At 68.6% G+C, this 25,998-nt stretch carries 23 protein-coding genes; 9 read left to right on the forward strand and 14 right to left on the reverse strand.

The genetic code is table 11. From position 1 onward, the window contains the following. Window positions 1–61: 61 nt before the first annotated feature. Window positions 62–808 (reverse strand): M15 family metallopeptidase, encoded by a 747-nt coding sequence (locus tag VB734_RS07580; RefSeq protein ID WP_322781730.1) that lies wholly within the window; start codon window positions 806–808, stop codon window positions 62–64. 119 nt (window positions 809–927) lie between these two features. Between VB734_RS07580 and chlP the strand changes: the two genes are divergently transcribed. Continuing rightward, complete coding sequence (gene chlP, locus VB734_RS07585; protein WP_322781729.1) at window positions 928–2,334, forward strand: geranylgeranyl reductase; 1,407 nt, start codon at window positions 928–930, stop codon at window positions 2,332–2,334. Between the two features lie 27 nt (window positions 2,335–2,361). On the opposite strand, the gene glyS is transcribed toward chlP, so the two are convergent. Further along, window positions 2,362–4,530 (reverse strand): glycine--tRNA ligase subunit beta, encoded by a 2,169-nt coding sequence (glyS, locus tag VB734_RS07590; protein ID WP_322781728.1) that lies wholly within the window; start codon window positions 4,528–4,530, stop codon window positions 2,362–2,364. Between the two features lie 199 nt (window positions 4,531–4,729). Here glyS and sir point away from each other — a divergent pair, with 199 nt between their 5' ends. After that, window positions 4,730–6,472, forward strand: coding sequence for a sulfite reductase, ferredoxin dependent (sir, locus tag VB734_RS07595; RefSeq protein WP_322781727.1), 1,743 nt, complete (start codon window positions 4,730–4,732; stop codon window positions 6,470–6,472). After that, window positions 6,472–6,849 carry a hypothetical protein gene (locus VB734_RS07600; protein WP_197163016.1) on the forward strand — a complete coding sequence of 126 codons (378 nt, stop codon included), beginning with the start codon at window positions 6,472–6,474 and terminating at the stop codon, window positions 6,847–6,849. Before sir ends, VB734_RS07600 begins: the two co-directional genes overlap by 1 nt. On the opposite strand, the gene VB734_RS07605 is transcribed toward VB734_RS07600, so the two are convergent. The 11 genes from VB734_RS07605 to VB734_RS07655 form a co-directional block, all read right to left on the reverse strand. Continuing rightward, entirely contained in the window at window positions 6,819–7,565 is a 747-nt protein-coding gene (locus tag VB734_RS07605; protein WP_322781726.1) for a M15 family metallopeptidase, read from the reverse strand. The genes VB734_RS07600 and VB734_RS07605 overlap by 31 nt on opposite strands. 22 nt (window positions 7,566–7,587) lie before the next feature. Beyond that, complete coding sequence (recG, locus tag VB734_RS07610; protein WP_416223673.1) at window positions 7,588–10,161, reverse strand: ATP-dependent DNA helicase RecG; 2,574 nt, start codon at window positions 10,159–10,161, stop codon at window positions 7,588–7,590. Continuing rightward, the gene (locus VB734_RS07615; RefSeq protein WP_322781725.1) at window positions 10,119–11,387 is read right to left on the reverse strand and encodes a hypothetical protein; all 1,269 of its coding nucleotides are present in this window, start codon (window positions 11,385–11,387) and stop codon (window positions 10,119–10,121) included. Before VB734_RS07615 ends, recG begins: the two co-directional genes overlap by 43 nt. A 62-nt stretch (window positions 11,388–11,449) precedes the next feature. Beyond that, entirely contained in the window at window positions 11,450–12,112 is a 663-nt protein-coding gene (gene tsf / locus VB734_RS07620) for a translation elongation factor Ts (RefSeq protein ID WP_197163022.1), read from the reverse strand. Window positions 12,113–12,222: 110 nt separating this feature from the next. Continuing rightward, window positions 12,223–12,939 (reverse strand): 30S ribosomal protein S2, encoded by a 717-nt coding sequence (gene rpsB / locus VB734_RS07625; protein WP_322781724.1) that lies wholly within the window; start codon window positions 12,937–12,939, stop codon window positions 12,223–12,225. A 139-nt stretch (window positions 12,940–13,078) separates the two neighbouring features. After that, on the reverse strand, window positions 13,079–14,011 hold the full coding sequence (locus VB734_RS07630) for a glycosyltransferase family 2 protein (protein ID WP_197163025.1): 933 nt from the start codon (window positions 14,009–14,011) through the stop codon (window positions 13,079–13,081). Window positions 14,012–14,118: 107 nt separating this feature from the next. Then, entirely contained in the window at window positions 14,119–14,274 is a 156-nt protein-coding gene (locus VB734_RS07635; protein ID WP_006171625.1) for a hypothetical protein, read from the reverse strand. A 59-nt stretch (window positions 14,275–14,333) separates the two neighbouring features. Continuing rightward, complete coding sequence (locus VB734_RS07640) at window positions 14,334–15,029, reverse strand: DevA family ABC transporter ATP-binding protein (RefSeq protein ID WP_197167525.1); 696 nt, start codon at window positions 15,027–15,029, stop codon at window positions 14,334–14,336. An 85-nt stretch (window positions 15,030–15,114) separates the two neighbouring features. Beyond that, window positions 15,115–16,302: an ABC transporter permease DevC gene (gene devC / locus VB734_RS07645; protein WP_197163027.1), complete on the reverse strand. Its 1,188-nt coding sequence runs from the start codon at window positions 16,300–16,302 to the stop codon at window positions 15,115–15,117. Continuing rightward, window positions 16,299–17,213, reverse strand: a complete 915-nt coding sequence (locus tag VB734_RS07650; protein WP_197163029.1) for an HlyD family efflux transporter periplasmic adaptor subunit — start codon at window positions 17,211–17,213, stop codon at window positions 16,299–16,301. Before VB734_RS07650 ends, devC begins: the two co-directional genes overlap by 4 nt. Continuing rightward, window positions 17,210–17,974, reverse strand: a complete 765-nt coding sequence (locus tag VB734_RS07655; RefSeq protein WP_197163031.1) for a phycocyanobilin:ferredoxin oxidoreductase — start codon at window positions 17,972–17,974, stop codon at window positions 17,210–17,212. The genes VB734_RS07650 and VB734_RS07655 overlap by 4 nt, the downstream gene beginning before the upstream one ends. Window positions 17,975–18,029: 55 nt before the next feature. Here VB734_RS07655 and VB734_RS07660 point away from each other — a divergent pair, with 55 nt between their 5' ends. After that, window positions 18,030–19,307, forward strand: coding sequence for a pitrilysin family protein (locus VB734_RS07660; RefSeq protein ID WP_322781723.1), 1,278 nt, complete (start codon window positions 18,030–18,032; stop codon window positions 19,305–19,307). Beyond that, entirely contained in the window at window positions 19,304–20,626 is a 1,323-nt protein-coding gene (locus VB734_RS07665) for a pitrilysin family protein (RefSeq protein ID WP_322781722.1), read from the forward strand. Before VB734_RS07660 ends, VB734_RS07665 begins: the two co-directional genes overlap by 4 nt. Here VB734_RS07665 and VB734_RS07670 read toward each other — a convergent pair. After that, window positions 20,584–20,925: an NAD(P)H dehydrogenase assembly family protein gene (locus tag VB734_RS07670; protein WP_322781721.1), complete on the reverse strand. Its 342-nt coding sequence runs from the start codon at window positions 20,923–20,925 to the stop codon at window positions 20,584–20,586. The two genes, VB734_RS07665 and VB734_RS07670, sit on opposite strands and share 43 nt — an antisense overlap. Window positions 20,926–20,986: 61 nt before the next feature. Here VB734_RS07670 and VB734_RS07675 point away from each other — a divergent pair, with 61 nt between their 5' ends. From VB734_RS07675 to VB734_RS07690, 4 genes are read left to right on the forward strand one after another with little or no spacing between them, the layout of a single operon-like run. Next, window positions 20,987–21,562 (forward strand): biotin transporter BioY, encoded by a 576-nt coding sequence (locus VB734_RS07675; RefSeq protein WP_197163037.1) that lies wholly within the window; start codon window positions 20,987–20,989, stop codon window positions 21,560–21,562. Beyond that, the gene (lspA, locus tag VB734_RS07680) at window positions 21,559–22,038 is read left to right on the forward strand and encodes a signal peptidase II (protein WP_197163039.1); all 480 of its coding nucleotides are present in this window, start codon (window positions 21,559–21,561) and stop codon (window positions 22,036–22,038) included. Before VB734_RS07675 ends, lspA begins: the two co-directional genes overlap by 4 nt. After that, on the forward strand, window positions 22,025–24,223 hold the full coding sequence (locus VB734_RS07685; protein WP_197163049.1) for a transglycosylase domain-containing protein: 2,199 nt from the start codon (window positions 22,025–22,027) through the stop codon (window positions 24,221–24,223). Before lspA ends, VB734_RS07685 begins: the two co-directional genes overlap by 14 nt. Then, a complete protein-coding gene (locus VB734_RS07690) occupies window positions 24,223–25,815 on the forward strand; it encodes a DUF697 domain-containing protein (RefSeq protein WP_197163051.1) in 1,593 nt (530 codons plus the stop codon). The genes VB734_RS07685 and VB734_RS07690 overlap by 1 nt, the downstream gene beginning before the upstream one ends. Window positions 25,816–25,998: the final 183 nt, after the last annotated feature.

Here is a 25,998-nt window from a genome sequence, read left to right on the forward strand (position 1 = left end):
AGGGACGTCCAGACCCCGGATCCCGACCAGTCAGCGTCATGATTCAGGCCAACGGGCCTGATCAACGCCCCAGTTGCCGGGCTGGTTCGAACAGGCGCAGGGCTTCCAGGGATCCCTCGTAGCGCCAGTGCCAGGGCTCGTAGCTCACCCCCTGGCTGTTGCCCCTTGGAAAGGACAGCTGGAAGTGGAAGCGGTTGGCATTGGCCTCGAGCCAGCGGAAGGCGGCGGTGCGGTCGAACCCCTCACTCAGATTGCTCTGGGGGCTGGCACCATCGCCCAGATCGACCGCATAGCCGGTGCTGTGCTCTGAAAAGCCGGGTGGAGCGCTCACCTGGGCCCGCTCCTGGGCGCTCTGGTTCCGCTCGGCTTTGACATCGAAGAAGAGCCCCTTCTGCAGCTCGATCGAGCGAAAGGCGCTCAGCAGACGCAGGTCGACGCCATCGGCGCTGGCGGAGCGCTGCATGGCCAGCAGGGCATCGGCGGCCTCAGGCCGAAGTTTCAGGCCGGGGGCCACCGCCTTCAGGTTGCCAGCGGCCGCTTCGGGGTAGGGGAAGTGACCCAGCAGGCGACCGTCGAGGGTCTGGCGCGCCTCAAGACCAGGTACCGGTGGGGGAGCCAGCCAGCGTCTCAGGGGCTGAAGGAACAGCAGCACCCCGCCGGCCGCCAGCACCAGCAGGACCGCGGTCGTGGTGGCCACCGGCTTGAGCAGGCCCCTGCGGCCACGGCCCTCGGGCAGGGAGCGGCGTGCCACCGGCAGGTCCTCGCGCTGTTCGCCGCGCTTCAGGCGCGGCGGCCTTCGCGGTGGCACGCAACCTCGTAACAAACTTCGTCACAATCGTAGATGTCAGCCCTGGCCTGATCAACATCGAGCTGGGCGTGGGTGTTAGCTTCGCGCCCAAGGATCATTCCAGCGGAGCAGGTTTCAAGATGTTGCGAGTCGCAGTGGTGGGTGGCGGCCCGAGCGGTTCCTGCGCAGCCGAAGTGCTAGCGAAAGCAGGAATAGAAACCTGGCTCTTCGAGCGAAAGCTTGACAATGCCAAGCCTTGTGGTGGTGCCATTCCACTCTGCATGGTCGAAGAATTCGATCTGCCCGAGTCGATCATCGACCGCAAGGTTCGCAACATGCGCATGATCTCCCCCTCCAATCGTGAGGTGGATATCCATCTTGAAAACGAAAATGAATACATCGGCATGTGCCGCCGGGAGATTCTTGATGGATTCCTGCGCAATCGCGCCGCTGAGCACGGGGCCCATCTGATCAATGGACTGGTTCAGTCGATCGACACCGGTTCGGCCCGCCAGGGTCCCTACACCCTCCACTACGCCGACTACTCCGGCGGTGGCCCCACCGGCGAGATCAAGAGCCTCGAAGTGGATCTGATCGTGGGTGCCGATGGTGCCAACAGCCGCGTGGCCAAGGCCATGGACGCTGGTGACTACAACGTGGCCATCGCCTTCCAGGAGCGCATCCGCCTGCCCAAGGAGGAGATGAGCTACTACGAGGATCTCGCCGAGATGTATGTCGGCACCGACGTCTCCCCCGACTTCTATGCCTGGGTCTTCCCCAAGTACGACCATGTCGCCGTGGGGACTGGAACGATGCAGAAGAACCAGGCGCTGATCAAGAGCCTGCAGAAGGGCATCCGCAAGCGGGCGAGTGCCAGGCTGCTGCGCGGCGAAGTGATCAAGGTGGAGGCGCACCCGATTCCCGAGCATCCCAGGCCCCGTCGTGTCGTGGGACGCATGGCCCTTGTGGGGGATGCCGCTGGCTACGTCACCAAGAGTTCAGGAGAGGGGATCTACTTCGCTGCCAAGAGCGGCCGGATGTGCGCCGAGCAGATCGTTGCCGCCAGTGCATCCGGAGCGAAGATCCCCACGGAAGCGGATCTCAAGGTCTACATCCGCAAGTGGGACAAGCAGTACGGCGCCACCTACAAGGTGCTGGAGATCCTCCAGAACATCTTCTATCGCAACGACGCGGCCCGCGAAGCCTTCGTCGAGATGTGCGACGACAAGGACGTGCAGCGTCTCACCTTCGACAGCTATCTCTACAAGCGGGTGGTGATGATGAATCCCTGGCAGCAGATCAAGCTCACCCTGCTCACCCTCGGTGCCGTGCTGCGCGGCAATGCCCTGGCTCCTCAGTCGTACAAGCCTGTGCCCAGCGTGGTCCGCAGCCCGGAGGAAATGGAAGCCTGGCTGGCCACCCTGGCCCAGGAAGCGGAGCAGCAGCAGGGCGTGGGCAAAGCCAGGCGGGAGCCCAAGGCCATGTCCGTGGTTGCCGACCCTCAGCAGAGCCAGGAGCGGGAACCCGTGCTGGCGGCCAAGGGCTGAGGCGGGTGGCCGGTCCCGCCCGGCCCCTCAGCCGCTGAGCTGGCTGAAATCGGCCAGCACGACGGCCTGATTGCGCAACACCGCCAGCAGGTTCAGCCGGTTGCGGCGCACGGCCGGGTCGTCGCACATCACCATCACACTGCTGGCGCCGTCGAAGAAGGCGGAGAGGGCTTCGGCTCCCTCCGCCAACTTGCTGGCCAGCTGGCGGTAGCGGCTTTCGCCGTCAGGTAGCGAGAGGATCGGCTCCAGCTCCTGCAGCACCTGCAACATGCCGGCTTCGCTGGGGGAGCTGAACAGGGCCGGGTCCACCACATCCGCTGGGCTGAGCACATCGGCCGGCAGGTCTCCCTTCACCGCCAGGCGTGCCGCCCGCTGCACCACGGCCTGAACCGGTGCCAGCTGGCCGTCACCACGGAGCTGGGCCAGCAGGGCCACCCGCTTGCGCCCGTCGATCGGATCGCCCAGCAGCCGCTCGGCGGGCACCCCATCGCCGACCACGGCCTGGACCAGGTCGGCATCGAAGCCTTCCTCATCGAGCAGGGAGATCATGCGCTGGCGCAGAGCTTCCACCAGCTCGCCCGCGAGTGCGGGGGCATCGAGCCGCAGGTCGGGCAACAGCTCGGCCCAGTGGGCGCTGGCCTGCTGCAGCAGCATGGTCAGATCCGGAGACCAGCCCCGCTCCCAGAGGATCTGCAACAGGCCGTTGCCCGCCCGGCGCAGGGCGTAGGGATCCGAGGAGCCGCTGGGCCGCTCCCCCTTGGCATAGATGCTCAGCAGCAGCTCCAGCCGCTCGGCCAGGGCCACCACCGCGCCTGCGTCGGAGCTCGGCGGCAGATCACCGGCTCCCCGCGGCAGATAGTGCTCGAGCACAGCCAGGGCCACGTCCCTCGATTCTCCCTCTGCCAGGGCGTACTTGGCCCCCATCACTCCTTGCAGTTCCGGGAATTCCCCCACCATCTGACTGACCAGATCGTGCTTGCACAGGTGCGCGGCCCTCAGGGCCGCCTCCTGGTGCTCCCGCGTCAGCGGGAGATGCTGCAGGAGCAGTTCACTCAACCAGAGCAGGCGATCACTGCGGTCGAGCAGGCTGCCGAGCCCTTCCGCAAAGGTGACGCTGGCGAGCCGCTGCCGTCGCTGCTCGCAGCTGACGGCGCGGTCGGCCTCGAGAAAGAACTCGGCATCAGCCAGGCGGGCCTTGAGCACCCGCTCGTTTCCCCGCCGCACCGTGGCGGCCGCCTCCGGCAGGCCGTTGCCGATGCAGAGGAATCGAGGCAGGAGGCTGGCCTGGGCCGAGAGGGCGAGGGGATCCTCCACCGCGTCCAGGCGGCGCAGGGGCACGTAGCGCTGGTGGCTGCGCATCACCGTGCTCAGGACCTCCGGCGGCAGGTCGAGGAAACGCTGCTCCACCGACCCCTCGATCAGACTGGGGCTCTCCACCAGATCCACCAGTTCCTCGAAGAGCTCCTCGGGAAGATCAGGGTGCGCCTGGGCGGCGCCGGCGGCCTCGAGCACCTGCTGGCGGATCCAGTCCGCCCGCTGCTGCCGTTCCACCAGCACACCGGCTTCGGCCAGCAGGTCGCTGTGGCGGCCGGCGTCGGCAATGGCCAGGCTCTGCTCCGAGAGACGGTGACCACGGCTGATCCGGCCGCTGCTGATCAGTGGATCACTGCCCTCCAGCTCCAGGGGAATCACCTGTTGATCGAGCAGGGCCACCAGCCAGCGGATGGGGCGGCTGAAGCGCAGGTCCCCCTCGCCCCAACGCATGAAGCGTCGTCCCTGCAGGGCCGTGATCCAGACCGGAATGCGTTCGGCCAGCACGTCTGTGCTGGGGCGGCCCGGCTGCAGGATGCGGGCGAAGACGAACGGACCCTTGGGGGTGTCCCGCAGCTCCAGGCTGGCCGGATCGACGCCGCAGCGCTTGGCGAAACCGATGGCGGCCTGGCCCGGTTGCCCGTCCACAAAGGCCTGGTCACCCGGGGGGCCCTTGCGCTCTTCGGCCAGATCCTCCTGGCTCGGCGGCAGATCGGCGACGCGCACCACCAGGCGCCGCGGGGTGCTGGTGGCCTCCACCAGGCCATGGGGCAGGCGCTGGGCGGCCAGGTCGTGTCGCACCTGCCGCTCCAGTTGAGGCAGGGCCAGGAGCGCGAAATCGGCCGGAAGTTCTTCGGTTCCGATTTCCAGCAGGAACGTGGCCACTCGCACAGCTCAGCAGCCTGCGACTGTATTGAAAGCCCGTCAGCCTCACCCTGCTTCGCTACCTTCGAGAGACGCTCGTGCCTTTGTCGTGACCCTCACCCCCGAACGTCATCTCAAGTCGTCGGGGTCCGGCCACACCAGGGTTGAAACCGATTCTGTGGACGCTGCCTCTCGATCCTCTCCCTCCGTCAACGGCGGAGTGCCTGAAGGGTCAGGCACAGCCGTCAAGCCACCCAGCAAATTCGAGCGCCTGAAGGCCGCCAGCGACTACCTCAAGGAGCCCCTGGCCACTGAACTGGAGAACGACAGACCCTTCTTCACCGATGGGGCCGTTCAGATCCTGAAATTCCACGGCAGTTACCAGCAGGACAACCGCGACAATCGCCAGAAGGGCCAGGAGAAGGACTGGCAGATGATGCTGCGGCTGCGCAGCCCGGCTGGCCGCATTCCGGTCCCTCTGTACCTGGCGATGGATGATCTCGCTGATCGCCTCGGTAACGGCACCCTGCGGCTCACCACCCGTCAGGCCTTCCAGATGCATGGCATCGCCAAGGCCGACATCCGTGAGGTGATCGGCACGATCGTGCGCTCGATGGGCTCCACCCTCGCGGCCTGTGGTGACATCAACCGCAACGTGATGGCCCCGGCCGCGCCCTTCGAGAAGGGGGGCTATCCCGCCGCCAGGCGTCTGGCCGATGAGATCGCCGACCTGATCGCCCCGCTGGCGGCCGAGGGGTCGTATCTGGATCTCTGGGTGGATGGCGATCACAGCTACCGCTTCAAGCCCGCTGCGGCCGTCAGGCGCGCCCGCCAGCGGCAGGTTCAGGGGGCCGGATTCAGCGGGGACCCCAATGAACCGCTTTACGGAGGCACCTACCTTCCCCGCAAGTTCAAGGTGGCCGTCACCGTTCCGGGCGATAACTCGGTGGATCTGCTCACCCAGGACATCGGCTTGGTGGCCTTCACCGATCCCTCCGGACGCCTGCGCGGCTGCAACGTCTACGTGGGCGGTGGCATGGGCCGCACCCACAACAAGGAGGACACCTTCGCCCGCACCGCCGATCCCCTCGGCTACGTGGCGGCCGAGCATGTGCTCGATCTGGTGCAGGCCATCGTGGCCCTCCAGCGCGACCACGGCGACCGGGAGCAGCGTCGCCATGCCCGCATGAAGTATCTGATCCACGACCGCGGGGTCGACTGGTTCCGACAGGAACTCGGCCGTTACCTCGAGGCACCGATCAAGCCCCTGCGGCCGGAACCCAAGCCTCGCCTGGACGACTACCTGGGTTGGCACCGCCAGAACCGTGGTCTCTGGTTCGTGGGCCTGCCCCTGCTCTGCGGCCGTCTGGAGGGTGAGCGCAAGCGCGGCCTGCGGCGCCTGGTCGAGACCTACCAGCTGGAGGTGCGGCTCACTCCCAACCAGGACCTGCTGCTCTGCTCGATCGGCACCTCCCAGCGCAGCAGCGTGAAGGAGGCCCTGGCCGCCCTGGGCTTCGAGGCGCCGGAAGCGCCGTCGTTGCTGTCGCGCCACGCCATCGCCTGTCCGGCGCTGCCCACCTGCGGCCTGGCGATCACCGAATCGGAGCGGATCCTGCCGGCTGTGCTCGAACGCCTGGAGACTCTGCTGCGGCGGCTCGGCATCGAGCGTCCACTGCTGGTGCGCATGACGGGCTGTCCGAATGGCTGCGCCAGGCCCTACATGGCCGAAGTCGGACTGGTGGGCAGTGGCGTGGAGCAGTATCAGCTCTGGCTGGGCGGCACGCCGAACCTCACCCAGCTGGCGGTTCCCTACCTGGAGCGCATGCCCCTGGCCGAGCTGGAGGTCACCCTGGAGCCACTGCTGCTGCTCTGGAAGAGCACGGGCGGCCGTCAGAGTTTCGGCCAGTTCGTCTCCGGCCTCGGCACCGAGCGGATTCAGGCGCTGCTCCCCGTCGAGAGCTGATGACGCCTCTCCTGCGGACCGGACCTGCGTCCCTGCTGGTGGGTACTGCCAGCCTGCTCCTGGGGGCGATCAGCCCCTGGGGCCCACCGCTCGCGGCCCGCACGATGCCTCCACCGCCGAAAACTCCCGTCAGGATCTATCAACCCGATGGTGACACCTGCAAGGGGGAGCACCTGCTCAAGGCGTACCGGAACCAGCTGCTGCAATTTGCGAATCAACCCCCTGAGGTGCTGCAACGTCTGCGTCAGATGCAGCTGGAGCTGGGGGAGGCCAGTCTGAAACGCTGCGCCAACGAGAACCGGATCAGCCGGGAGGAAGCTGACCGCATCTGGAGGGAGCTGCAGAGTCAGCCCCTGCCGGGATCCCAGCCGCCATAGATCGCGGCGGCTGCTCCCTGCCGCCAGGCCCAGAGCTGATCCCCGTGGCTGAAGTGCCACCATTCATTGGGGTGCTGGGCGAATCCGGCAGCCGCCATCACCTCGCGCAGCAGACTGCGGCGCCGGTGCCACTGGAGCTCGAGCACTCCTGTCCCCCCGTGGCCATCCAGGCGTTCGGATCGCCTCGACGGGTCGTAGTGATCGGGCTCCGAGACAGCTCCGATCGCATCGATCTCGCCGCCCAGATCGAGCGGTTCGCCGTCTGAGGTCGCCAGGGTCAGATCCACGGCCCCTCCGGTGCTGTGGGGAGGTGGTGTCGCTGGATCCAGGCTGGGGGGGGCCCAGAAGCGGCCCACGTCCGCCGTCACGGCTTCCAGTTCGGGCCCGCTCCGGTGACGGTCCACCCCACGCCGGCGGCATTCGCTCGCGATCGTGTGATCCACCATGAACTGCTGCACCCGCACGGGCCGCCAGCCGTCGAAGATCGCCAGGCGCCAGTCGCTGTGATGGCGTTGCAGCTCGCCCTGGGCCACCAGCAGCCGTTCCACCACACCGCTGCGCAGCTGGAACGGGCTGCAGCCTTCGCCGTAGGGCGCCCCCAGTGACGCGTAGGGGTGGGGCTCGAGGCGCATCAACTCCAGGGGGAGGGGAATCAGCGGTTCGGCCGTGTCGTGGATGGGAATCGGACTCCAGGGTCTGAGCGGGCTGGGGCTCACACGCAGGGATGGCGGGGACGGTTCAATTCAAGCTGCCGGTCTCCACCAGCCGTTGCCGCTGCTCGTGCAGCGCCTGGCGCAGGCGCGGGTGGCGCTCCAGATCGGGGTCGAGCTCCAGAAGTCGCCTCGCCAGTGTCCTGGCCTGATCGAGCACGTCCCCATCGTCACTGAGGCTGGCGAGGGCCAGGTCGGGCAGGCCCGACTGGCGCGTTCCCAGCACCTGGCCCGGTCCCCGCAGCTGCAGATCCATCTCGGCGATCTCGAAGCCGTCGCTGGAGCGCACCAGCAGCTCCAGCCGCTGCTGGGCCGGCCCCCCCTTGCCATCGTTGATCAGCAGGCAGTGGGAGGCGGCCGCCCCGCGGCCCACACGGCCCCGCAGCTGATGCAGCTGCGCCAGGCCGAAGCGCTCGGCATGCTCGATCACCATCACGCTGGCTTCCGGCACGTCGACCCCCACCTCCACCACGGTGGTGGAGACCAGCACATCACAGTGCCCGCCCGCGAAGGCGTTGATCGCTTCCTGCTTGCGAGGGCTCGGCATGCGCCCATGCAGCAGGCCCACGCGCAGATCCGGGAAGATCTCCTCCTGCAACTGCTGGTGGACGGCCACCGCCGATCGCAGGTCCAGGGTCTCCGACTCCTCCACAAGGGGGAGAACCACATAGGCCCGCTGGCCCCGGGCCACCTCCTCGCGGATCAGCTCGTAGGCCTCCTGGCGCTGACCACCACGCAGCAGGCGTGTGCGGATGGGGGTGCGGCCCGGTGGCAGGCCGTCGATCTGACTCACATCCAGGTCGCCGTGCACGGAGAGAGCCAGGGTGCGCGGGATCGGTGTGGCGGTCATGGTCAGCAGGTGCGGCTGCAGCCCCTTACCCATCAGCCGGTCGCGCTGGCGCACGCCGAAGCGATGCTGCTCATCCACCACCACCAGCCCCAGGCGGGCGAAGGTCACCGGATCCTCCAGCAGGGCATGGGTGCCCACCAGCAGCTGCAGCTGGCCGTTGGCCAGATCCTGGAGCAGCTGCCGCCGCCGCCCCGCCGGGGTGGATCCCGTCAGCAGCGCCGTGCTCACGTGCAGCTGGCTCAGCCACTCCCCCAGCTTGCGGGCATGCTGCTCGGCCAGCACTTCCGTGGGGGCCATCAGAGCCCCCTGGCAACCGGCTTCGATGGCCACCAGCAGGGCCGCGACGGCTACCACGGTCTTGCCGCTGCCCACATCCCCCTGAAGAAGCCGGGCCATCGGCCGTTCCTCCTCCAGATCGGCCTGAATGTCGGCCAGCACCCGCCGCTGGGCCTCCGTGAGCTGGAAGGGCAGCAAGTCGAGAAAGGAGGCCATCAGGCTGCTCTGCCCCCTCGGCAACCTCAGGGGCCGGGCCGGCCGCCGCGCGAGCTGAGCACGCCGTTGCAGCAGGTTGAGCTGAAGCAGCAGGAATTCATCGAACACGAGCCGATGACGGCTGGCCCTGAGGTCGTCACGGTCGGCAGGATCGTGCAGCCCGCGCCAGGCGGCCGCCCGATCCAGCAGTCCTTCCTGCCGCAGCAGAGCCGCCGGCAGGGGATCATCCCAGCGGGCGGCGGCGGTCAGCACCGTCTGGATGGCCTGGCGCAGGCGTTCGGCGCCCAGCCCTTCGGTGAGGGCATAGACCGGCACGAGCCGTCCGATCTGGCCTGAGCGCACCGGAGACTTGGGCGACTCGAGCACCTCCAGCAGGGGATCCTGCAGGGTGGGGCCGTAGGGGGTCTGGCGCACCAGGCCACTGGCGGCCACGCTGCAGCCGGGCGGGAACTGCCGTTGCTGGGCCTTGAGCCAACCTGGTGAGCTGAAGCGCCTGCCTGCGAAGAACTTGTTCACCCGCAGCCGTCCGGTGCTGTCGCTGAGCTGCAGGTCCAGGATTGCCAGCCGGGGGTTGCGCGGGCTGGCGAAGGCATGGGAGCGCTGCACCGTGGCCACGATCGTGGCCGTGCTGCCCGGCACCAGCTCCCGGATGCGGACCAGATTCGCGTAGTCGAGGTAGTCGCGGGGGTAGTGGCACACCAGGTCGCGGGCCAGCAGCAAGCCGAGGCTCGCCAGCCGTGCGGCGGTCTTCGGACCGATCCCAGGCACCTCGGAGAGGGGTGTGTCGGGTTGAATGGGGCCGGCCGCCCTGCGGGCTCCGGACCTGCCGTCGACGGAGGCCGCAGGGCGGGGCGCCAGCGTCAGCCGTGGTGGCCCTGGCGGCCGGGGAGGATCCAGGGTCTGGCGCAGGCTGTGGAGCCGTTCCCGGCAGCGCCGCAGCAGCGACTGGCGCTGGGCCAGGGGCAACGCGTCGTAGCGGGCGAAGGACTCGGCCAGGTCGATCAGACCTGGCGCCGCTTCAGGCAGCCGGCGGATCAGGTCGTCGGGGGGGTGGCGACACTGGCGCTCCAGGAAGAGGCTGAACCGTTCCCGGCGGCCCTGCAGGTTTTCGAACCCGCGTTCCACCTCCAGCTGCAGGGCCTGTTGCAGGGTGGTGATCCAGCGGCCATGGTCCGAGCTGGCCCCGGCGCCGGGAGCGGGCCGATCCTCCGCCGGCTTCAGGCCGGGCTCTCGGGGGTGGATTGGCTGTCCTGCATCCACTGCTGTTCCGCTTCCAGAGCCCGGGCCCGCCGTTGCCAGTGGCGGTACTGCTGAGCCATTTTGCGCACGCTGGCGCGGCGCTGCTCCAGGCGCTTGCGGCAGGTGCGCAGGCGGGGTTGTTCGTATTCGAGATCGCTGGTGCGCAACAGCACACCCAGGGCCTCGACCCGAACAGGTGTTTCGGGGGTGCCGAAGGGCAGGTGGATCCGCAGCAGGTTCGCCGGAGCGGGGAGGGCTTCGAGGTCTCCCTGGAGCACGGCATCGAGCAGAGACAGCGGCAGCAGACTTCGGGTGAGCCCCAGCTTGATCAGGTCGAGATTGATGGCATGCGAGAGATTGCGCAGGCGCCTCTGCAGGGCAAGGTCGAGTGCCTGCCACCACTCCAGCAGCTCCAGGGGCTGCCGAGGCACCAGGGGCTGATCAGCCTCGGCCTCAGCGGAGCCATGGGGGAGAGGTCCCGCTGAGGTGTCGGGGGAGGAGAGGCCTGTCACGCGAATCTGGGAGCGCCGGTCCAGGGGAACGGCCATCGCCAGCAGGGCCCTCAGGATGTCGGTGGGATCCTCCGCTTCCGCGTCGTCGTCCTCCAGGTCCTCGAGCTCATCCAGTTCAGACTCCTCATCGAGGTTGTCGTCCCCGTCGTCGTCTGCACTGTCCACGTCGAGGTCTCCGTCGTCGTCCCCGTCGTCGCGTTCGTCGCCGTCCATCAGCTTCCGCGCGGGGTCATCCACCAGGCCGCCGAGGCCGGCCAGGGTCGGAATGCCTGCGGAGAACAGCTCAGCGGAGAGAGGGAGGTTCAGATCCAGCCGGATCGAGCCCTCGGCTTCCTCGCGTTCGTCCCCGTCATCCTCGCCGTCGTCTTCGGCAGCCCCGGCGGACAACCTCGCCAGGGCCCGGGCCAGACGACGCTGGTCCTGCTGACCCTGGCGCCTCTGCTCGTTCTGGACCTGGCGTGCCAGCACCAGCAACTGCTCCAGGGTCAGCAGGCAGCCGCAGCGCTGCACCAGTTCTGCCAGACGGCGGGGCAGCTCCTGGCGCTGGCGATCGTTGAGATGCTGGTAGCGCTCCGGCACCACCTGGGTGGCCACATGAAAGACGGCCTGCTGGACGCCGTCCAGCAGGCCGTCGCGCAACACCTGCAGGTAGAGGGCCAGGTCGTGATACAGCTCACGGTGACCCTCTCCCAGACGCAGTCGGATCCGCTCCAGGTGCCCGTGGGCTTCTGACAACGCGGTGGCGTTGGTCTCCAATCGGCTGAGGCGGAGGGACGGAAGGGGAACGCCAGCGGCGCTCAGGCCGCCTTGCCGGTGATGGCGGCCACCTCGGCGGCGAAGTCGGTCTGCTCCACCTCGATGCCCTCACCGAGGGTGTAACGGGTGAAGCGACGCACCTGGATGTTCTCGCCGATCTTGCCGGCCACCTGCTTGACCAGTTCAGCCACGGTGATGGAGCTGTCCTTGATGAAGGGCTGCTCCAGCAGCGCCAGTTCCTTGAGGCGCTTGCCGATGCGGCCTTCGACGATCTTCTCCTTCATCTTGTCGGGCTTGCCGGCCAGGTCGTCACGACCCATCTCGATCTGCTTCTCGCGATCGGCGACAGCGGCGGGGATCTCCTCGGTGCTCACGTATTCGACGTTGGGGCAGGCGGCGATCTGCATCGCCACGTTGCGCAGCAGCTCCTGGAAGACATCGCCGCGAGCGACGAAATCGGTTTCGCAGTTCACCTCCACCAGCACACCCACCCGTGCACCGGTGTGGATGTAACTGCCGATGGCGCCCTCGGCGGCGGTGCGGCCGGCTTTCTTCTCGGCGGTGGCGATGCCCTTCTGGCGAAGCCACTCGGCGGCCTTGCCCATGTCGCCGGCGGATTCCGCCAGCGCCTTTTTGCAATCCATCATGCCGGCGCCGGTTTTCTCGCGCAGTTCCTTGACGAGCTTCGCCGAGATCTCAGCCATGGGAGGGGAAAGGAGGAAGGGAAGGGTGGATGGTCGTGATCAGGGGGCCCGACGTGCTCGGGACCCCGGGGACGCTCAGGCCTCAGACCTGAGCTCAGAGTCGAGGGGCTTCAGGGCTCGTCGTCTTCGGCACGTTGTTCCTGACTGCCGTGGCGGCCTTCGTTGATCGCGTCGGCGAGCCGGCCGAGCACCAGCTGCACGGAGCGCACGGCGTCGTCGTTGCAGGGGATGGGCACGTCGGCCAGATCAGGATCGCAGTTGGTGTCGAGCATCGACACCAGGGGGATGTCGAGTTTGCGGCACTCGAGCACCGCATTGTTCTCCCGGCGCTGGTCGACCAGCACCACCACATCGGGCAGCCGCCGCATCGATTTCAGACCGCCGAGATACTTCTGCAGACGCTCCAGTTCGCGGCGCAGCACCGCCGCTTCCTTTTTCGGACGCATGGCGATGGCGCCGGAGCTCTCCATCCGCTCAAGATCCTTGAGGCGGTCGATGCGGGCCCGCATGGTGCTCCAGTTGGTGAGCATGCCGCCCAGCCAGCGCTGGTTCACGTAGGCGGCACCGCAACGGGTGGCCTCGATGGCGATCACCTCGGAGGCCTGTTTCTTGGTGCCCACGAACAGGAAGCGCTTGCCACTGCGGGCGGCATTGCGGGTCCACTTGTAAGCGTTGTTCATGCAGACGGCTGTCTGCACGAGATCAATGATGTGAACCCCGTTGCGCGCACAGTAGATGTAGCGCGACATCTTGGGATTCCAGCGACGCGTCTGGTGCCCGAAGTGGGCACCAGCCTCCATCATCTCGGAGAGGGTGACAACAGCCATGGTTGGGAAGGGTTTCGGGTTCGCCTCCACCTGCCAGGGATCAGACGCGATGACCCGGACAGGGGATCATCGGTGCCGACTGAGCACCCGAAACGGACAGGTGTGCGGTTTGTTAAGGACGATCCAAGCTATCAAACGGTCAGCGAAGGCCCTCGGCGCGGGCTTCGCGGAACAGGGCGCGGACCCCCAGCCGGTTGAGGGGCAGGCGCAGGAGCTCCATGGCCAGGGCGTTCTGGCCATGACGGATCAGCCAGGCCAGCAGCGGCCGCAGCGTGCGCTCGTTGAGCAGTCCCCCCAGGGTGAGCAGCTCCCAGAGCAGGCGGTGCCACCAGGTGAACTGAATGATGAAGCGCACCCGCCGGGTGGGATGCTTCCGGTAGAAGACCAGGCCCATGCGGGCCCGTTCCTGCTCGATCCGCACCAGATCGGGCAGCTGCTCCAGGCTCAGAGCCGGATGCCAGTGGTATCCCACCGCCGCCGGGCAGCGCACCAGCTCCACCCCCAGCCGCCGCAGCCTCTCTCCCAGCTCCAGGTCCTCCCAGCCGTAGAGGCGGAAGCCGGTGTCGAAGAGACCGGATCGCTCCAGCAGCTGACGATCGATCGCCACGTTGCCGGTGGCGAAGTAGGCCCAGGAGTGATCGCTCAGCTTGTGGGGTTCGCTGGTGGGATCCTCGAAATTGGCCGTGTTGATCACCGCGCCGTAGGTGAAGCAGAGCCGGTTGCCGCTGCGCTGCCAGTGGGCCTGCAGAGCCCGGGCATGTTCCAGCAGGAACGTGCCGGTGACCACCAGATCGCTGTCGATGAACACGATCACATCACCGCGGGCATGGTCCACGCCTCGGTTGCGGCCCTCGGCGGGTCCGCCATGGTCCTGCTCGATCAGGCGCACATGGGGGAAACGATCCGCCTCCTGCCGCAGCCATGCGGCGGTGCCGTCGGTGGAGCCGTCATCGACCACCACCACTTCGTACCCCTCCAGGGGCGGCTCCAGCCGCTGATCCTCAAGGGCCAGGAGCGCCTTCTCCAGGATCGGCCTGCGGTTGTAGGTGGGGATGACGACGCTGGGAAACATGACGTGGCGGCCGTGGGGTGATGGAGCATGAAAAAGGGATCCCTCGGGATCCCCACGCCCGTCAGGCGCCACACCTGGGCGCCTGGAGAGCGACACCAGCTCCTGGCTCAGTCGGCGGCGCCGCCGTTGTTGGCGGTGCCGGTGACGCCGTTGCCGGCTCCTTCACCACGGCCGTCGTTACGGAGCTTGCGCTTCTTGAACTTGCGGGCGTAGGCGCGGTTGCGCTCCTGTTTTTCCTTCTTCAGATTCCTGCGTTTCGCCATGTAGTGGTTCGGGCCCGTTGGAGAGAGTCTTCAGCCTACCAAGCCCGGCCCATCGACCTTCAGGCCGCCGGTTGCGGCTCAGGGACAGGGGCCGCGATCAGGCGGCCGTCCTCCATCTGCACCAGGCGGTCGGCCACATCAAGGATGCGGGGGTCATGGGTCACCATCAGCACGGCGCAGTGCTGCTCCCGGGCCAGGCGCTTGAGCAGGTCCACGACCTCCCGTCCACTCTGCTTGTCGAGGGCGGCGGTGGGTTCATCGGCCAGCAGCAGCCGTGGGTGGGCGGCCAGGGCGCGGGCGATCGCCACCCGTTGCTTCTGGCCACCGGATAGGCCATGGGGCAGTTTGTCGAGATGGTCACCGAGGCCCACGGCCCGCAGCCACTCGCGAGCCTGATCGCGCCGGGCCCGGTAGCCGAGGTGCGGCAGGAGGTCGGAGCCCATCTGCACGTTCTGCTCGGCGCTGAGGCAGCGCAGCAGGTTGTGACCCTGAAAGATCATGCCGATCTGCTGTCGGAGTTGCTGGCGCTGCTTTCTGCTGGATCCGTTCAGGGCCTGCCCCAGCACCCGGACATGGCCCTGCTGCACCTGGCGCAGGGCTCCCACGAGAGTGAGCAGGGTGGTCTTGCCGCAACCCGAGGGTCCGGTCAGGAGGACCACCTCTCCGGGCTGGATGGTCAGGCTGACCTGTTGCAGCACCTGGCGACGCATCTCGCCGGCGCCATACCAGTGGCAGAGACCGTCCACCTCGACCATCGGCGGAGGGGCACCACCTGGGGCGGTGCGGGAGGGAAAGGATGAGGGGGCGGTGGTCATGGCGGCAGGGCTGAGGTGGCGGCGGTCAGAAGATCTCAGCGGGGTCGGCATCCCCCAGGCGGCGCATGGCCATGCCGGCCGAGCCCATGCACATCACCAGGATCAGGCTGAACACCAGAACGGCTCTGGGTGGGTCCATGTAGACCGGCAACCGGGTGGCGGATCGCACCAGGGAGTAGAGGCCCTGGCCGGCGGCATAGGCCGGCAGATAACCCAGCAGCGCCAGCAGCAATCCCTCCCGCGCCACCACCCCCAGCAGGCTGGAGAGGGGGTACCCCATCGCCATCAATGTGGCGTACTCCGGCAGGTGATCACTCACGTCGCTGTAGAGGATCTGGTAGACGATCACGCACCCCACGATGAAACCCATGGCGGCACCGAGAGTGAAGATGAAGCCGATGGCCGTGCTGCTGCGCCAGTAGTCCTTCTCGAAGTCCATGAAGCCCTGCTTGGTGAACACGTTCACGTCCTTGGGCAGGGAGGCCTTGAGTCGTTGCATCACAGCGGCTGGATCCGCGCCTGGCCGCAGGCGGATCAGGCCCACTTCGATGCTGCCGGGGGGGGTGTTGGGCAGGAGGTTCAGGTAGGTCTCGCTGCTGGTGAGAATGTTGCCGTCGGCCCCGAACGACACCCCGAGTGCCACCAGGCCGCCGACACGCACGCGCTTGCCACCGATCTCGCTCTCCACGGTGCGGCCCGCCCGGAACCACTGCGCCACCGGACCGAACTCGGGCCTGGAGAGTTCATCGAAGAGCACGCGTCCCTTCTGATTGAGCACGTTCGCCTTCGGCGCCAGGCTGGGGTCCGTGAACAGAGGATCCCCCGGCTCGAATCCAAGGGCCAGGATCGAGCGGGTGCTGAGGTCCTTGGGATTGCGCCAGAGCACCAGGTTCCAGTGCACCGGCGTGATGCCGGCCACGTCGGGATCGGCGAGGGTCTGGACCAGCCGCCGGCGGGGGAACCCCGCCATGCTCACCGAACTGCTGGAGCGGGGGCTGAGCAGCACCAGGTCGGCGTCGAACAGCTTGTGCACCGTGACGCTGGCGTCGAACAGTCCGTCGCGGAAGCCGAACTGCATGAACATCAGGATCCCGGCGAAGCTGATGCCCGCCAGGGCCACGGCCAGCCGGGCCGGTTGGCGGGTGAGCAGCAGCCAGGCCAGGGGAATCCGGCGCCGGTTCCAGATCGCCGCCAGCCCGGGCAGAGCGCTCATGGCTCGAAGCGGATCACGGTCTTCAGTCCGGCGCGGGTCCGGACCCTGGCGATGTCAGCCGGCTCCAGGGCAAGCCGCACTTCAACGATGCGGGCATCGGCGTCGCCGGTGGGGTCTGTGGAGAGCACATCCCTCTGGCGCACCTGGGGGCTGATCCGGATCACCCGCCCGTTGAGGCTGCCGCTGAAGCCTCCGTTCTCGCTGGTGATGGTGGCCCGCTGGCCCAGTCGCAGGCGGTTGATGTCGCTTTCGTAGACCTCGGCGAGCACCTCCATCTGGTCGCTGGCCCCAAGCTCGAGAATGCCGTCATCGCCGGGGCGCTCGCCGACCCTGGACTGCAGCTTCAGCACGGTGCCGCTGAACGGGGCCCGCAACTCCGTGTTGACCAGATCGGCCTCGGTCTTGACCAGTTCGTCCTGGGCTTCGCGCAGATTGCCCTTGAGTTCCACCAGGGTGAGTTCACGGCTCTCCAGGTCGGCGGCCGGGGTGGCACCCGCCTTGGCCAGCTGGCGGTAGCGGGAGATTTCACGCCCCAGAAGGGTCACCTGGTCGCTGAGGTTGGCGATGCGGCTCTGCAGCAGCCGGCGCTGGGCCTGAAGGGCCGGACCGGTGTCGAAGGTCGCCAGCAACTGGCCTTCCTGCACCCGCTGGCCTTCCTCCACCAGCAGCCTGGTGATGCGGGGGCTGCCGCCGATGCCGGTGATCGGTGCGGCCAGCTTGCGGATGTCACCGGCGGGCTCCAGGCGTCCGAGAGCCGATACCGCCTCGAGTTTCCTGGGCTGGGCGGCCGACTGAGGGGCGGTGTCCGGTTTGGAGGTCTGCTGGCTGCGGCTGATCAGGGTCACGGTCCCGGCCACCAGAACCAGGGCAGCCGCGCCGATCAGGACCGGACGCACCGGCAGGCGGGTCATGCCGGCGGCGGCGGATCGTCGAACAGGAGCTGCTCGATGTAGCGATCCGCCCAGCTCGGGTTGAACGCCTTCTCCAGCACGCGGCGGGTCTTGTCGTTCCGTTTCTGCTGCTGGCAATACGAGAGCTGCCCGTGATACCTGGAAACCGTAGCGGGGTCATCGACGGCCTGCTCCGGCGTGCTGGCCACGGCCTTGCCCATCACCGCCAGCAGGGCCGCCACCTCCTCCAGGAACCAGCCGTCCTCCTGTTCGCTCACCGGCCGCACGAAGCGCACGAAGGGAGAGAAAATCGTGCCCCAGGCCGGCAGCTCCCGCGGCTGGCTGTAGGGATGCCGCGGCAGGGCCGCCAGATCGGCGGCGATGCCGGCCGCCAGCTCCCCGCCCGTTGGGGAGAGATCGGCGATCGCGGCCGACACGCCGGCAGGCCCGGCCACGATGTCCGCTCCGAAGACGGGCAGGTCGTAGCGGGGATCAGGAAAGAACACGCAGTGCAGGATCTGCAGACCTGCTCCCAGCCGGGCGGTTTCCAGGTGCAGCTTGCGCAGGCCGCGGCAGCGGCGCAGCTCATTGCGGATGAACAGTTTTTCGCCGTCGAGGCTGCCGCTGATCGCCTCGAGATCGGCCTCGATGGCCAGGGGAGCCAGCTCCGGCAGCATGCTCCAGCTGCTGCGGATCGTTTCGGCCAGGGCATCCACCAGCGGGTGCAGACCGGAGGCGGCGGGGCGCTGGTCAGGGCTGGGGGCGGGGACGGTGGAGGTCACGGGGCAGCCTCGGCCAGCAGAATGTTGATCCTGCCACGCCCTTTCGGCCCAGCCGTTGCCCCTCCCCTCCCCACCCCCGCTCCAGGCTGCCGACAGCTTCGAGGATCCATGCCTCCTGCGCCTCGCCAATGGGGTGGATGTGGTGAGCCTGAGGCAGGAGCAGGCTCCCCTGGTCTGTCTTGATTTCTGGTGCCAGGCCGGCAGCGCCGGTGAGGGTCCCGGGCAGGAGGGGATGGCCCACTTCCTGGAGCACATGGTCTTCAAGGGCAGCGAGCACCTGGAAGCTGGGCAATTCGATCACCGCATCGAGTCGCTGGGCGGCAGCAGCAACGCGGCCACGGGCTTCGACGATGTGCATTACCACGTGCTCGTGCCGGCGGAGGCCGTGGCCGAAGCGCTGGAGCTGCTGCTCGATCTGGTGCTGAAGCCACGGCTCGATCCCGGGGATTTCCGGATGGAGCGTCAGGTGGTGCTCGAAGAGCTGGCCCAGAGTGAGGATCAGCCCGAGGAGGTGGCCTTCCAGCGCCTGCTCGCCCTGGCCTGTCCCCATCACCCCTACGGCCGGCCGATCCTGGGAGACCGCCAAGCCCTCAAGGCTCAGACTCCCGAGGGGATGGCCTCGTTTCACAGCAACGCCTACCGGCCCCGGCGCTGCAGCCTGGCCCTGGCCGGCGCCATCGATCAGCTGCCGATCGAGTCCCTGCTGGCGGACAGTGCCCTGGCCGGCCTTGAACCCCTGGCCTCGCCATCGCCACCAGACCCAACCATGGAGCTCCGCCCCGGTGTCCATGAACTGCGGCTGCCACGGCTGGAGGCGGCCCGCCTGCTGATGGCCTGGCAGCTTCCCGCCGCCGACGATCAGGAGGGGGTGGCCGGCGCCGATCTGCTCACCAGCCTTCTGGCCGAAGGTCGCCGCAGCCGACTGGTGCAGCGGCTGCGCGAAGACCTTCGCCTGGTGGAGAGCATCGATCTGGATCTGAATGTGCTGGAGGCCGGCAGCCTGGCCCTGCTCGAGGCGGTCTGCGCCCCGGACCAGGTGGCGGCGGTGGAGGAGCAGATCGCCGTGGTCTGGCAGGAGATCTGTTGCACCCCGCCCCCGGAGAGTGAGTTGCAGCGCGCCCGGCGCCTGGTGGCGAATGGGTACCGCTTTGGCCTGGAGTCGGCGGCGTCGGTGGCGGGTCTGATCGGTCACCAGTGCCTCTGGGGGCGCCTGCAGCCCCTGCGCCAACCCCTCGAGCTTCTGGAGCGCTGGAGCGTGGAGCGCCTCGGCGCCGAGCTGCTGCCGCTGCTGGCCCCCGAGAGGGCCTGCCGCCTGCTGGCCCTGCCCGCATGAGTCACTCCACCCCCCTTCCCCCCCTGCCCCAGCCCGAGCGCTTCAAGCTGCCCGGCGGCTGTCCGGTGTCGGTGCTGCGTCGCGAGGGTCCGGCGATCCTCTCCGCCAGGCTCTGGATCCGTGGCGGCAGCGCCGCCGATCCCCCTGGCCAGCGCGGACGGGCCCAGCTTCTGGCAGGCCTGCTCAGCCGTGGCTGCGGTGACCTCAGTGGTGACCAGCTGGCTGATCTGGTGGAGGGCCTGGGTGATGAACTCCGTTGCGAAGCGAGCGAAGACGCCCTGGTGATCAGTCTGAAATGCGCCAGCGACGATGCCCCCGCCCTGCTGCCGCTGCTGAGGGTCATGGTGCAGCGCCCCTGGCTCGATCCCGATCAGAGCAGCCTGGAGCGGCAGCTCAACCTGCAGACCCTCGCTCGCCTGCGCGAAGACCCCTTCCAGCAGGCCCACGATCAGCTGCGGTCCCACCTGTATGGCCAGGGCCCCTACGGCCATGACCCCCTGGGTGTGGAGACGGAGCTGGCCGGGTTGGATCGTCCCCAGCTGCTCGATGCCGCCGGGGACCTGGGGAGCCAGGGGGCGGCCCTGGTGCTGGTGGGCAGGCCACCCCATGCCCTCGAGGAGTTGCTGCAACCCCACGGCAGCCCTGCCTGGACCAGCCGATCACCGTCGCTGCTGAGCGGTCCGGAGGCGGCGAACGTGCCCGGCCTCGTGCTCGAGGAGCAGGACACCGAGCAGCTGGTGCTGATGCTCGGGGCCGCCACGGTGCCCCTGGCCGATCCCCGCTCCCTGGCCCTGCGACTGCTGCAGTGCCATCTGGGAGTGGGCATGTCGAGCCGGCTGTTCGTGGCCCTGAGGGAAGACCGCGGACTGGCCTATGACGTGGGCGTCCACGCCCCGGCCCGCTGTGGCGCTGCCCCCTTCGTGTTCCACCTCTCCAGTTCCGCCGAGCGGGCGGCGGAGGCCACCAGGGAGCTGCTTTCGGAGTGGCAGCGGCTGCTGGATCAGCCCCTCAGCGGTGAGGAACTGGCCCTGGCGATCGCCAAGTTCCGCGGCGCCTCCGCCGCCGGCCGGCAGACCTGCGGCCAGATCGCCGATCGTCAGGCGATGGTGCTGGGCCATGGCCTGGGCTGGTCCTACGCCGATGAGTCGCTGGAGCGGGCCGGCAGTCTCACCCCCGAGAGCCTGCTCAGCGTGGCCCGCCAACTGCTCAGCCGGCCCAGCCTGAGCCTCTGCGGACCGCCCCAGGCCCTTCGGGCCGCGGCGAAGATCTGGGGCGCTCACCCCCTGGGCCGCCCCTCGGGAGTGCAGGCACTGAGCTGATCGGCACCCAGCAGGAACGTGCCTCGCCGGAAGCGCACCGCCAGTTGGTTGATCGCCCGCAGGGCCATCACCTGGCCGGCTTCATCGCCATCGACCAGATCGGGGGGGCGCAGCATCGGCATCGGATCGGCGGTTTTGAGGTAGGTGATCCGGTCCTTGATCCGGACCCAGTCCCCGACGCTGAATGGGGCCCGTCCGGGCTCACCGGCTGGAGTGGACTTCGGGTCCGTCGGCTGAGGCTCCGGCGGTTCGGCCATGGGGTCGGCGCAGTGATCGGTGGGCAGATCGAGGGAGCTCATGGCCACCGCTGTTCAGCTGGCATCCACTACAGCAGGATGGGTGCAGCCAGTCACCCTTCGTTTGCGGGCCTTAGCCAACTGGAGTGGAGCCCTCGTGGGGCTTCTGCTGATCATCATGGGGGGTCTGATCCAGGCCGCTGTTCCCCTGCCCCTGGCCGGTGGAGGGCTGCGCCTGCTCGATCTGCCCGTCACCGCCCAGGTGCCGGCTCTGTTGCTCACGGCCCTGGTCTGCGGCCCCAGGCCGGCCCTGCTGGCGGCGGTCGCCTACCTCAGCCTCGGTCTGCTGGTGCTGCCGGTGTTCCACTCCGGGGGTGGCATGGCTTACCTGCTGGATCCCGGCTTCGGCTACCTGGCTGGATTCGTGCCGGCGGCCTGGGTGACCGGGCGGCTGGCGCGCCAGGAGGGGATGGGTGAGCTCCTGCGCTTGCTGGGAGCGGCCTTCTTCGGGCTTGTGGTCATTCAGCTCAGTGGCATCGCCAACCTCCTGCTCGGGGCTCTGGCGGGCCGATGGGCCAATGGGCTGCCCGACCTGCTGGTCGCCTACAGCCTCGGACCGCTGCTGCCCCAGCTGCTCCTCTGCTGCGGGGTGGCGGTGCTGGCCTGGCCCCTGCGGCGCCTCCTGCTGGTGGAACCATGAGCGGGGCGGGGAGCTCCGGCCGCCGCCTCGCCTGGACCGTGGCGGGGTTGGTGGTGCTGCTCGATCAGCTCAGCAAGGCGTGGGCCACGGCCGCTTTGCCCTCGGGCCTGGCCGAACCGCTGATCCCGGGGCTCCTGCGGTTGCGGCTGGTGTTCAACACCGGCGCCGCCTTCAGCCTGCTCACCGGCCACACCGTCTGGCTGGGGGTGGTGAGTCTGGTGGTGGCTCTGCTGCTGGTGATCTGGATCCAGCGCCATCCGTCTCTGCCACGCTGGCAGCGTCTTGGACTCGGATCGTTGCTGGGGGGGGCCGTGGGCAATGGTCTCGACCGCTGGCGGATCGGTGGAGTGGTCGATTTTCTCGAGCTGGTTCCCGTCCAGTTCCCCGTGTTCAACCTCGCCGATGTGGCGATCAACCTGGCGGTGCTCTGCCTGATCCTGGACCTCTGGGAGGGACGCCAGCGTGAGCGCCGTTGAGGCCCTGAAACGGGCGCTGGTGGCGCTGGAGAGCCCGGCGACCGCTCAGGTCGAGATCCATCTGAACGGTCAGCCCCCGCGCCGGATGGTCCTCCACGGCAGGACGGTGCGCCTCGGCAGGGATCCTGGTCTGGAGCTGAGCCTCGACCATCCTGCTGTCAGCAAGCACCACGCCCGGCTCGAAGCGGTGGGACACCACTGGTTGCTCCGGGACAGCGGCTCCACCAACGGACTGTTCTGGCGCGGCCGGCGGATCCGGGACCTGCTGCTGCGGGATGGCGATGTGGTCCGCTTCGGTCCCCCCGAGGAGCCGGGGTTGCCCGAGCTGGTGTTCAAGCGCAAGCCCATCCCGCTGGGCCCGCGGCTTGCCCGCGGCCTCACCCTGGTGCTGGGCGGCCTGGGTTCCGGAGGTCTGCTGCTTCTGGCTCTGGCCTCCCTGTGGACTCCGGTGCGGGGCAGCCTGGCGCCGGTGCGCGGCCCCCTCGCCCTCTACGACCGCCTGAACCGGCCCCTCAGTTCCGCCGACTCCAGCGAACACCGGGAAAACGATGCCCTCTCTGATTTTCCGCCGGCCCTGGTGGATGCGCTCCTCGCCAGTGAGGACAGCCGCTTCTGGTGGCACCCCGGGGTGGATCCGATCGGCACGGCCCGGGCCCTGGCCACCAACGTGCTCGGAGGTCGGGTTCTGGAGGGTGGGAGCACCCTCACCCAGCAACTGGCCCGCAGTCTCTACCCCGAGCAGGTGGGCCAGGGTGAAACGCTGATCCGCAAGTGGCGGGAGCTGCTGGTGGCCCTGCAGCTCGAGGCCCGGTTCAGCAAGGGCGATCTGCTGCTGAGTTATCTGAACCGGGTGTATCTGGGGGTGGGTTGGGGCTTCGAAGATGCTGCCCGCCACTACTTCGCCAAGCCGGCGGCCCAGCTCAGCCTTGAGGAGGCGGCCCTGCTCGTGGGCCTGCTGCCCTCCCCCAACGGCCATGATCCCTGCGTCAACCCCCAGGCGGCCCTGGAGGCCAGGAACGTCGTGCTGCTGAAGATGGCCGACAGCGGCCGTCTCAGTGCCGACCGGGCCCGCCGCTCCCGCCGCAGCCCCATTCAGCTGGGAAGTCAGGCCTGCCGCAGCGGCACCAGCCGGCCTGCGCCGTACTACACCGACCAGGTGCGTCTCGACCTGGAGCGGCTGCTGGGGCCGGATGTGGCGGCGGAGGGGAATTTTCTGGTGGAGACCCACCTTGATCCGCCGGTGCAGGCGGTGGTGGAGCGGGAGCTGCGCCGTCGACTGGCCGCGTCCGCCGCGCTGGGGGTGAGCGAGGGGGCTGTGGTGCTGCTGGACAGCCGCAGCGGTGGTGTGATCGCCATCGCCGGCGGGCGCGACTACCGCACCAGTCAGTACAACCGGGCCAGCCAGGCCCTGCGGCAGCCCGGCAGCACCTTCAAGCTCTTCACCTACCTGGCGGCGCTGCAGCGAGGGGCCAGGCCTGGCGATGCCATCAGCTGCAGTCCCCTGAGCTGGCGTGGTCAGTCCTTCTCCAGTGGCTGCGGCGGCAGCCTCAGCCTGCGTCAGGCCTTCGCCAGCAGCAGCAACACCGCCGCCCTGCGCCTGGCCCGGCGGGTGGGCCTGGAGGCGGTGGTGCAGCAAGCCCAGGATCTGGGCATCAGTTCCAACCTCAGTCCGGTGCCCGGCCTGACCCTCGGCCAGAGCGAGGTCCGGCTGATCGAGCTCACGGCCGCCTATGCGGCCGTGGCCAATGGCGGGGTGTGGCATGCCCCCAGCACCATCCGCCGCCTCACCGATGCCGAAACCTGCGCGGGCCTCGAGAGCGAGCGATGCCGCCAGTTGCGCAACAAGGGAGGTCAGCCGAACCGGGCCATCCAGCCGGGTCGCAGCGTGCTCAAGCCCGAGGTGGCCCGCAGCATGCAGGGGCTGCTCCAGGCCGTGGTGCGCTCCGGAACCGGCCGGGCGGCGTATCTCGGCGGCGACGAAGGGGGAAAGACCGGCACCACCAACGGGGCCCGGGATCTCCTGTTCATCGGTTCCGAGCCCAGTCGCCACTGGGTGATGGGCGTCTGGCTGGGCAACGATGACAACAGCCCCACCCGCAGCAGCAGCGCTCTGGCTGCCGGCCTCTGGGGAGACATCATGCGTCAGGCGACCCCGAGCCGTGGCACCCCCGCGGCGAAGCCCTGATGCCTCGCCTGCGTCTCTGGATCTGGGCGGCCGCGGCGCTGGCCGTGATCGTGGCCGTGTCGCTGCTGCTGCAGGCGTTCAACACCCTCGTGTGGCAGCTCAGCTACCTGCTGCCGCCGGTCCTGGTGGGTCCGCTGCTGCTGCTGCTGCTGGGCGGCGGCTCGGTGGTTCTGCTGCGCCTGGCCTGGCCCTGGCTGCGGGCCTGGCGCAACCCCAGGAAGGTCCCTGGCCCCGGCAACCAACCCCTCCCGGCCCCCAGCAGCCGCCAGGAGGCGGCCGGTCAGCAGCTGCGTGCCATCGATCCGGTGCTGGAGCGGGTCCGCGATGCGGTGGCCCGCGAAGCCCTCCGCCAGGAGCGCGACCGGGTGGAGGCGGAACTCGCCCGTGGCGATCTGGTGCTGGTGGTGTTCGGCAGTGGCTCGGCCGGGAAGACCTCCCTGATCCGCGCCCTGCTCCAGCAGGTGGTGGGAGAGGTGGGGGCCGCGATGGGCTCCACCTCCACCTGTCAGACCTACCGGTTACGTCTGAAGGGCCTGCAGAGGGGGCTGCAGCTGGTGGATACACCGGGAATTCTCGAATCGGGCCACGACGGACTGGAGCGTGAGCGTGAGGCCCGCAGACAGGCGGCCCGGGCCGATCTGCTGCTACTGGTGGTGGATGGCGATCTGAGGGCTGCGGAGTTTCAGGTGTTCGAGGCCCTCGCCGGCCTCGGGAAGCGCCTGGTGCTGGTGCTGAACAAATGTGATCTGCGCGGCGAGGAGGAGGAGCGGCGCCTTCTGGCCCTGCTGCGCCAGCGCTGTGCCGGCAGGATCGCCAGCGAGGACGTGATCCCCGCCGCCGCGGCGCCCCAGTCGATCCCCAGACCTGGCGGTCGGCCGCTGCAGCCTGCGCCGGAAGTGGAGGCCCTGCTGCGCCGTCTCTCCGAGGTGCTGCACCAGGACGGCGAGGAGCTGATCGCCGACAACATCCTGCTGCAGAGCCAGCGCCTCAGTGACGCCAGCCGCGCCCTGCTCTCGCGCCAGCGTCGCCAGGACGGGGAGGCCATTGTCGATCGCTACATGTGGATCGGCGCCGGCGTGCTGGTGGTGAACCCCCTGCCGGTGGTGGATCTGCTCGGTACCGCCGCCGTGAATGCCCAGATGGTGGTGGAGCTGGGCCGGGTGTACGGGGTGACCCTGACGCGGGAGGCGGGCCAGGATCTGGCCCTCTCCGTGGGCCGCACCCTGGCGGGCCTGGGGGTGATCAAGGGGGGGCTGGGACTGATCACCACAGCCCTGAGTCTGAACCTGCCGGCGTTGGTGGTCAGCAAGGCGGTGCAGGGAGTCAGTGCCGCCTGGCTGACGCGGATTGCAGGCCTCAGCTTTCTCACCTACTTCGAGCAGGGCCAGGACTGGGGCGATGGCGGGCTGCAGGAGGTGGTTCGACGCCAGTACGACCTCAATCGGCGGGAGGGGGCGTTGCGCGGCTTTCTGGAGGTGGCCCTGCGTCGGGTGGTGGAACCGCTGCAGCGCCGGCGGGACCGGCAGCTGCCACCACGCCCAGGGCCTCGGGGGGAGGGGGCTGGAGGGGGCCCCGGGCGTCGAGCACCGTGATCAGGCCGAGATAGAGCACCCCGATCAGGATCGAGAGGGCTCCGGTGACGATCGCCACCCAGCGTCCGCGGGGGTTGGTCTGCGGCTGCTGATCGCTCATGGTTGCTGTGGGTTCACGACGGCTTGTCACCCCTGGAGGCTGGTTGCCCTGCTGGCATCCTGCCGGTTGCCCGTGGCTCCGGT

The sequence above is a fragment of the Synechococcus sp. BA-124 BA4 genome (assembly GCF_034931165.1).

Excerpts from the sequence above, each read along its gene's own strand:
- chlP (WP_322781729.1), top strand. The coding sequence starts at position 928 with ATGTTGCGAGTCGCAGTGGTGGGTGGCGGCCCGAGCGGTTCCTGCGCA.
- VB734_RS07600 (WP_197163016.1), top strand. The coding sequence starts at position 6,472 with ATGACGCCTCTCCTGCGGACCGGACCTGCGTCCCTGCTGGTGGGTACT.
- tsf (WP_197163022.1), bottom strand. The coding sequence starts at position 12,112 with ATGGCTGAGATCTCGGCGAAGCTCGTCAAGGAACTGCGCGAGAAAACC.
- rpsB (WP_322781724.1), bottom strand. The coding sequence starts at position 12,939 with ATGGCTGTTGTCACCCTCTCCGAGATGATGGAGGCTGGTGCCCACTTC.
- VB734_RS07630 (WP_197163025.1), bottom strand. The coding sequence starts at position 14,011 with ATGTTTCCCAGCGTCGTCATCCCCACCTACAACCGCAGGCCGATCCTG.
- VB734_RS07635 (WP_006171625.1), bottom strand. The coding sequence starts at position 14,274 with ATGGCGAAACGCAGGAATCTGAAGAAGGAAAAACAGGAGCGCAACCGC.
- VB734_RS07640 (WP_197167525.1), bottom strand. The coding sequence starts at position 15,029 with ATGGTCGAGGTGGACGGTCTCTGCCACTGGTATGGCGCCGGCGAGATG.
- devC (WP_197163027.1), bottom strand. The coding sequence starts at position 16,302 with ATGAGCGCTCTGCCCGGGCTGGCGGCGATCTGGAACCGGCGCCGGATT.
- VB734_RS07650 (WP_197163029.1), bottom strand. The coding sequence starts at position 17,213 with ATGACCCGCCTGCCGGTGCGTCCGGTCCTGATCGGCGCGGCTGCCCTG.
- VB734_RS07665 (WP_322781722.1), top strand. The coding sequence starts at position 19,304 with ATGAGTCACTCCACCCCCCTTCCCCCCCTGCCCCAGCCCGAGCGCTTC.
- VB734_RS07670 (WP_322781721.1), bottom strand. The coding sequence starts at position 20,925 with ATGAGCTCCCTCGATCTGCCCACCGATCACTGCGCCGACCCCATGGCC.
- lspA (WP_197163039.1), top strand. The coding sequence starts at position 21,559 with ATGAGCGGGGCGGGGAGCTCCGGCCGCCGCCTCGCCTGGACCGTGGCG.
- VB734_RS07690 (WP_197163051.1), top strand. The coding sequence starts at position 24,223 with ATGCCTCGCCTGCGTCTCTGGATCTGGGCGGCCGCGGCGCTGGCCGTG.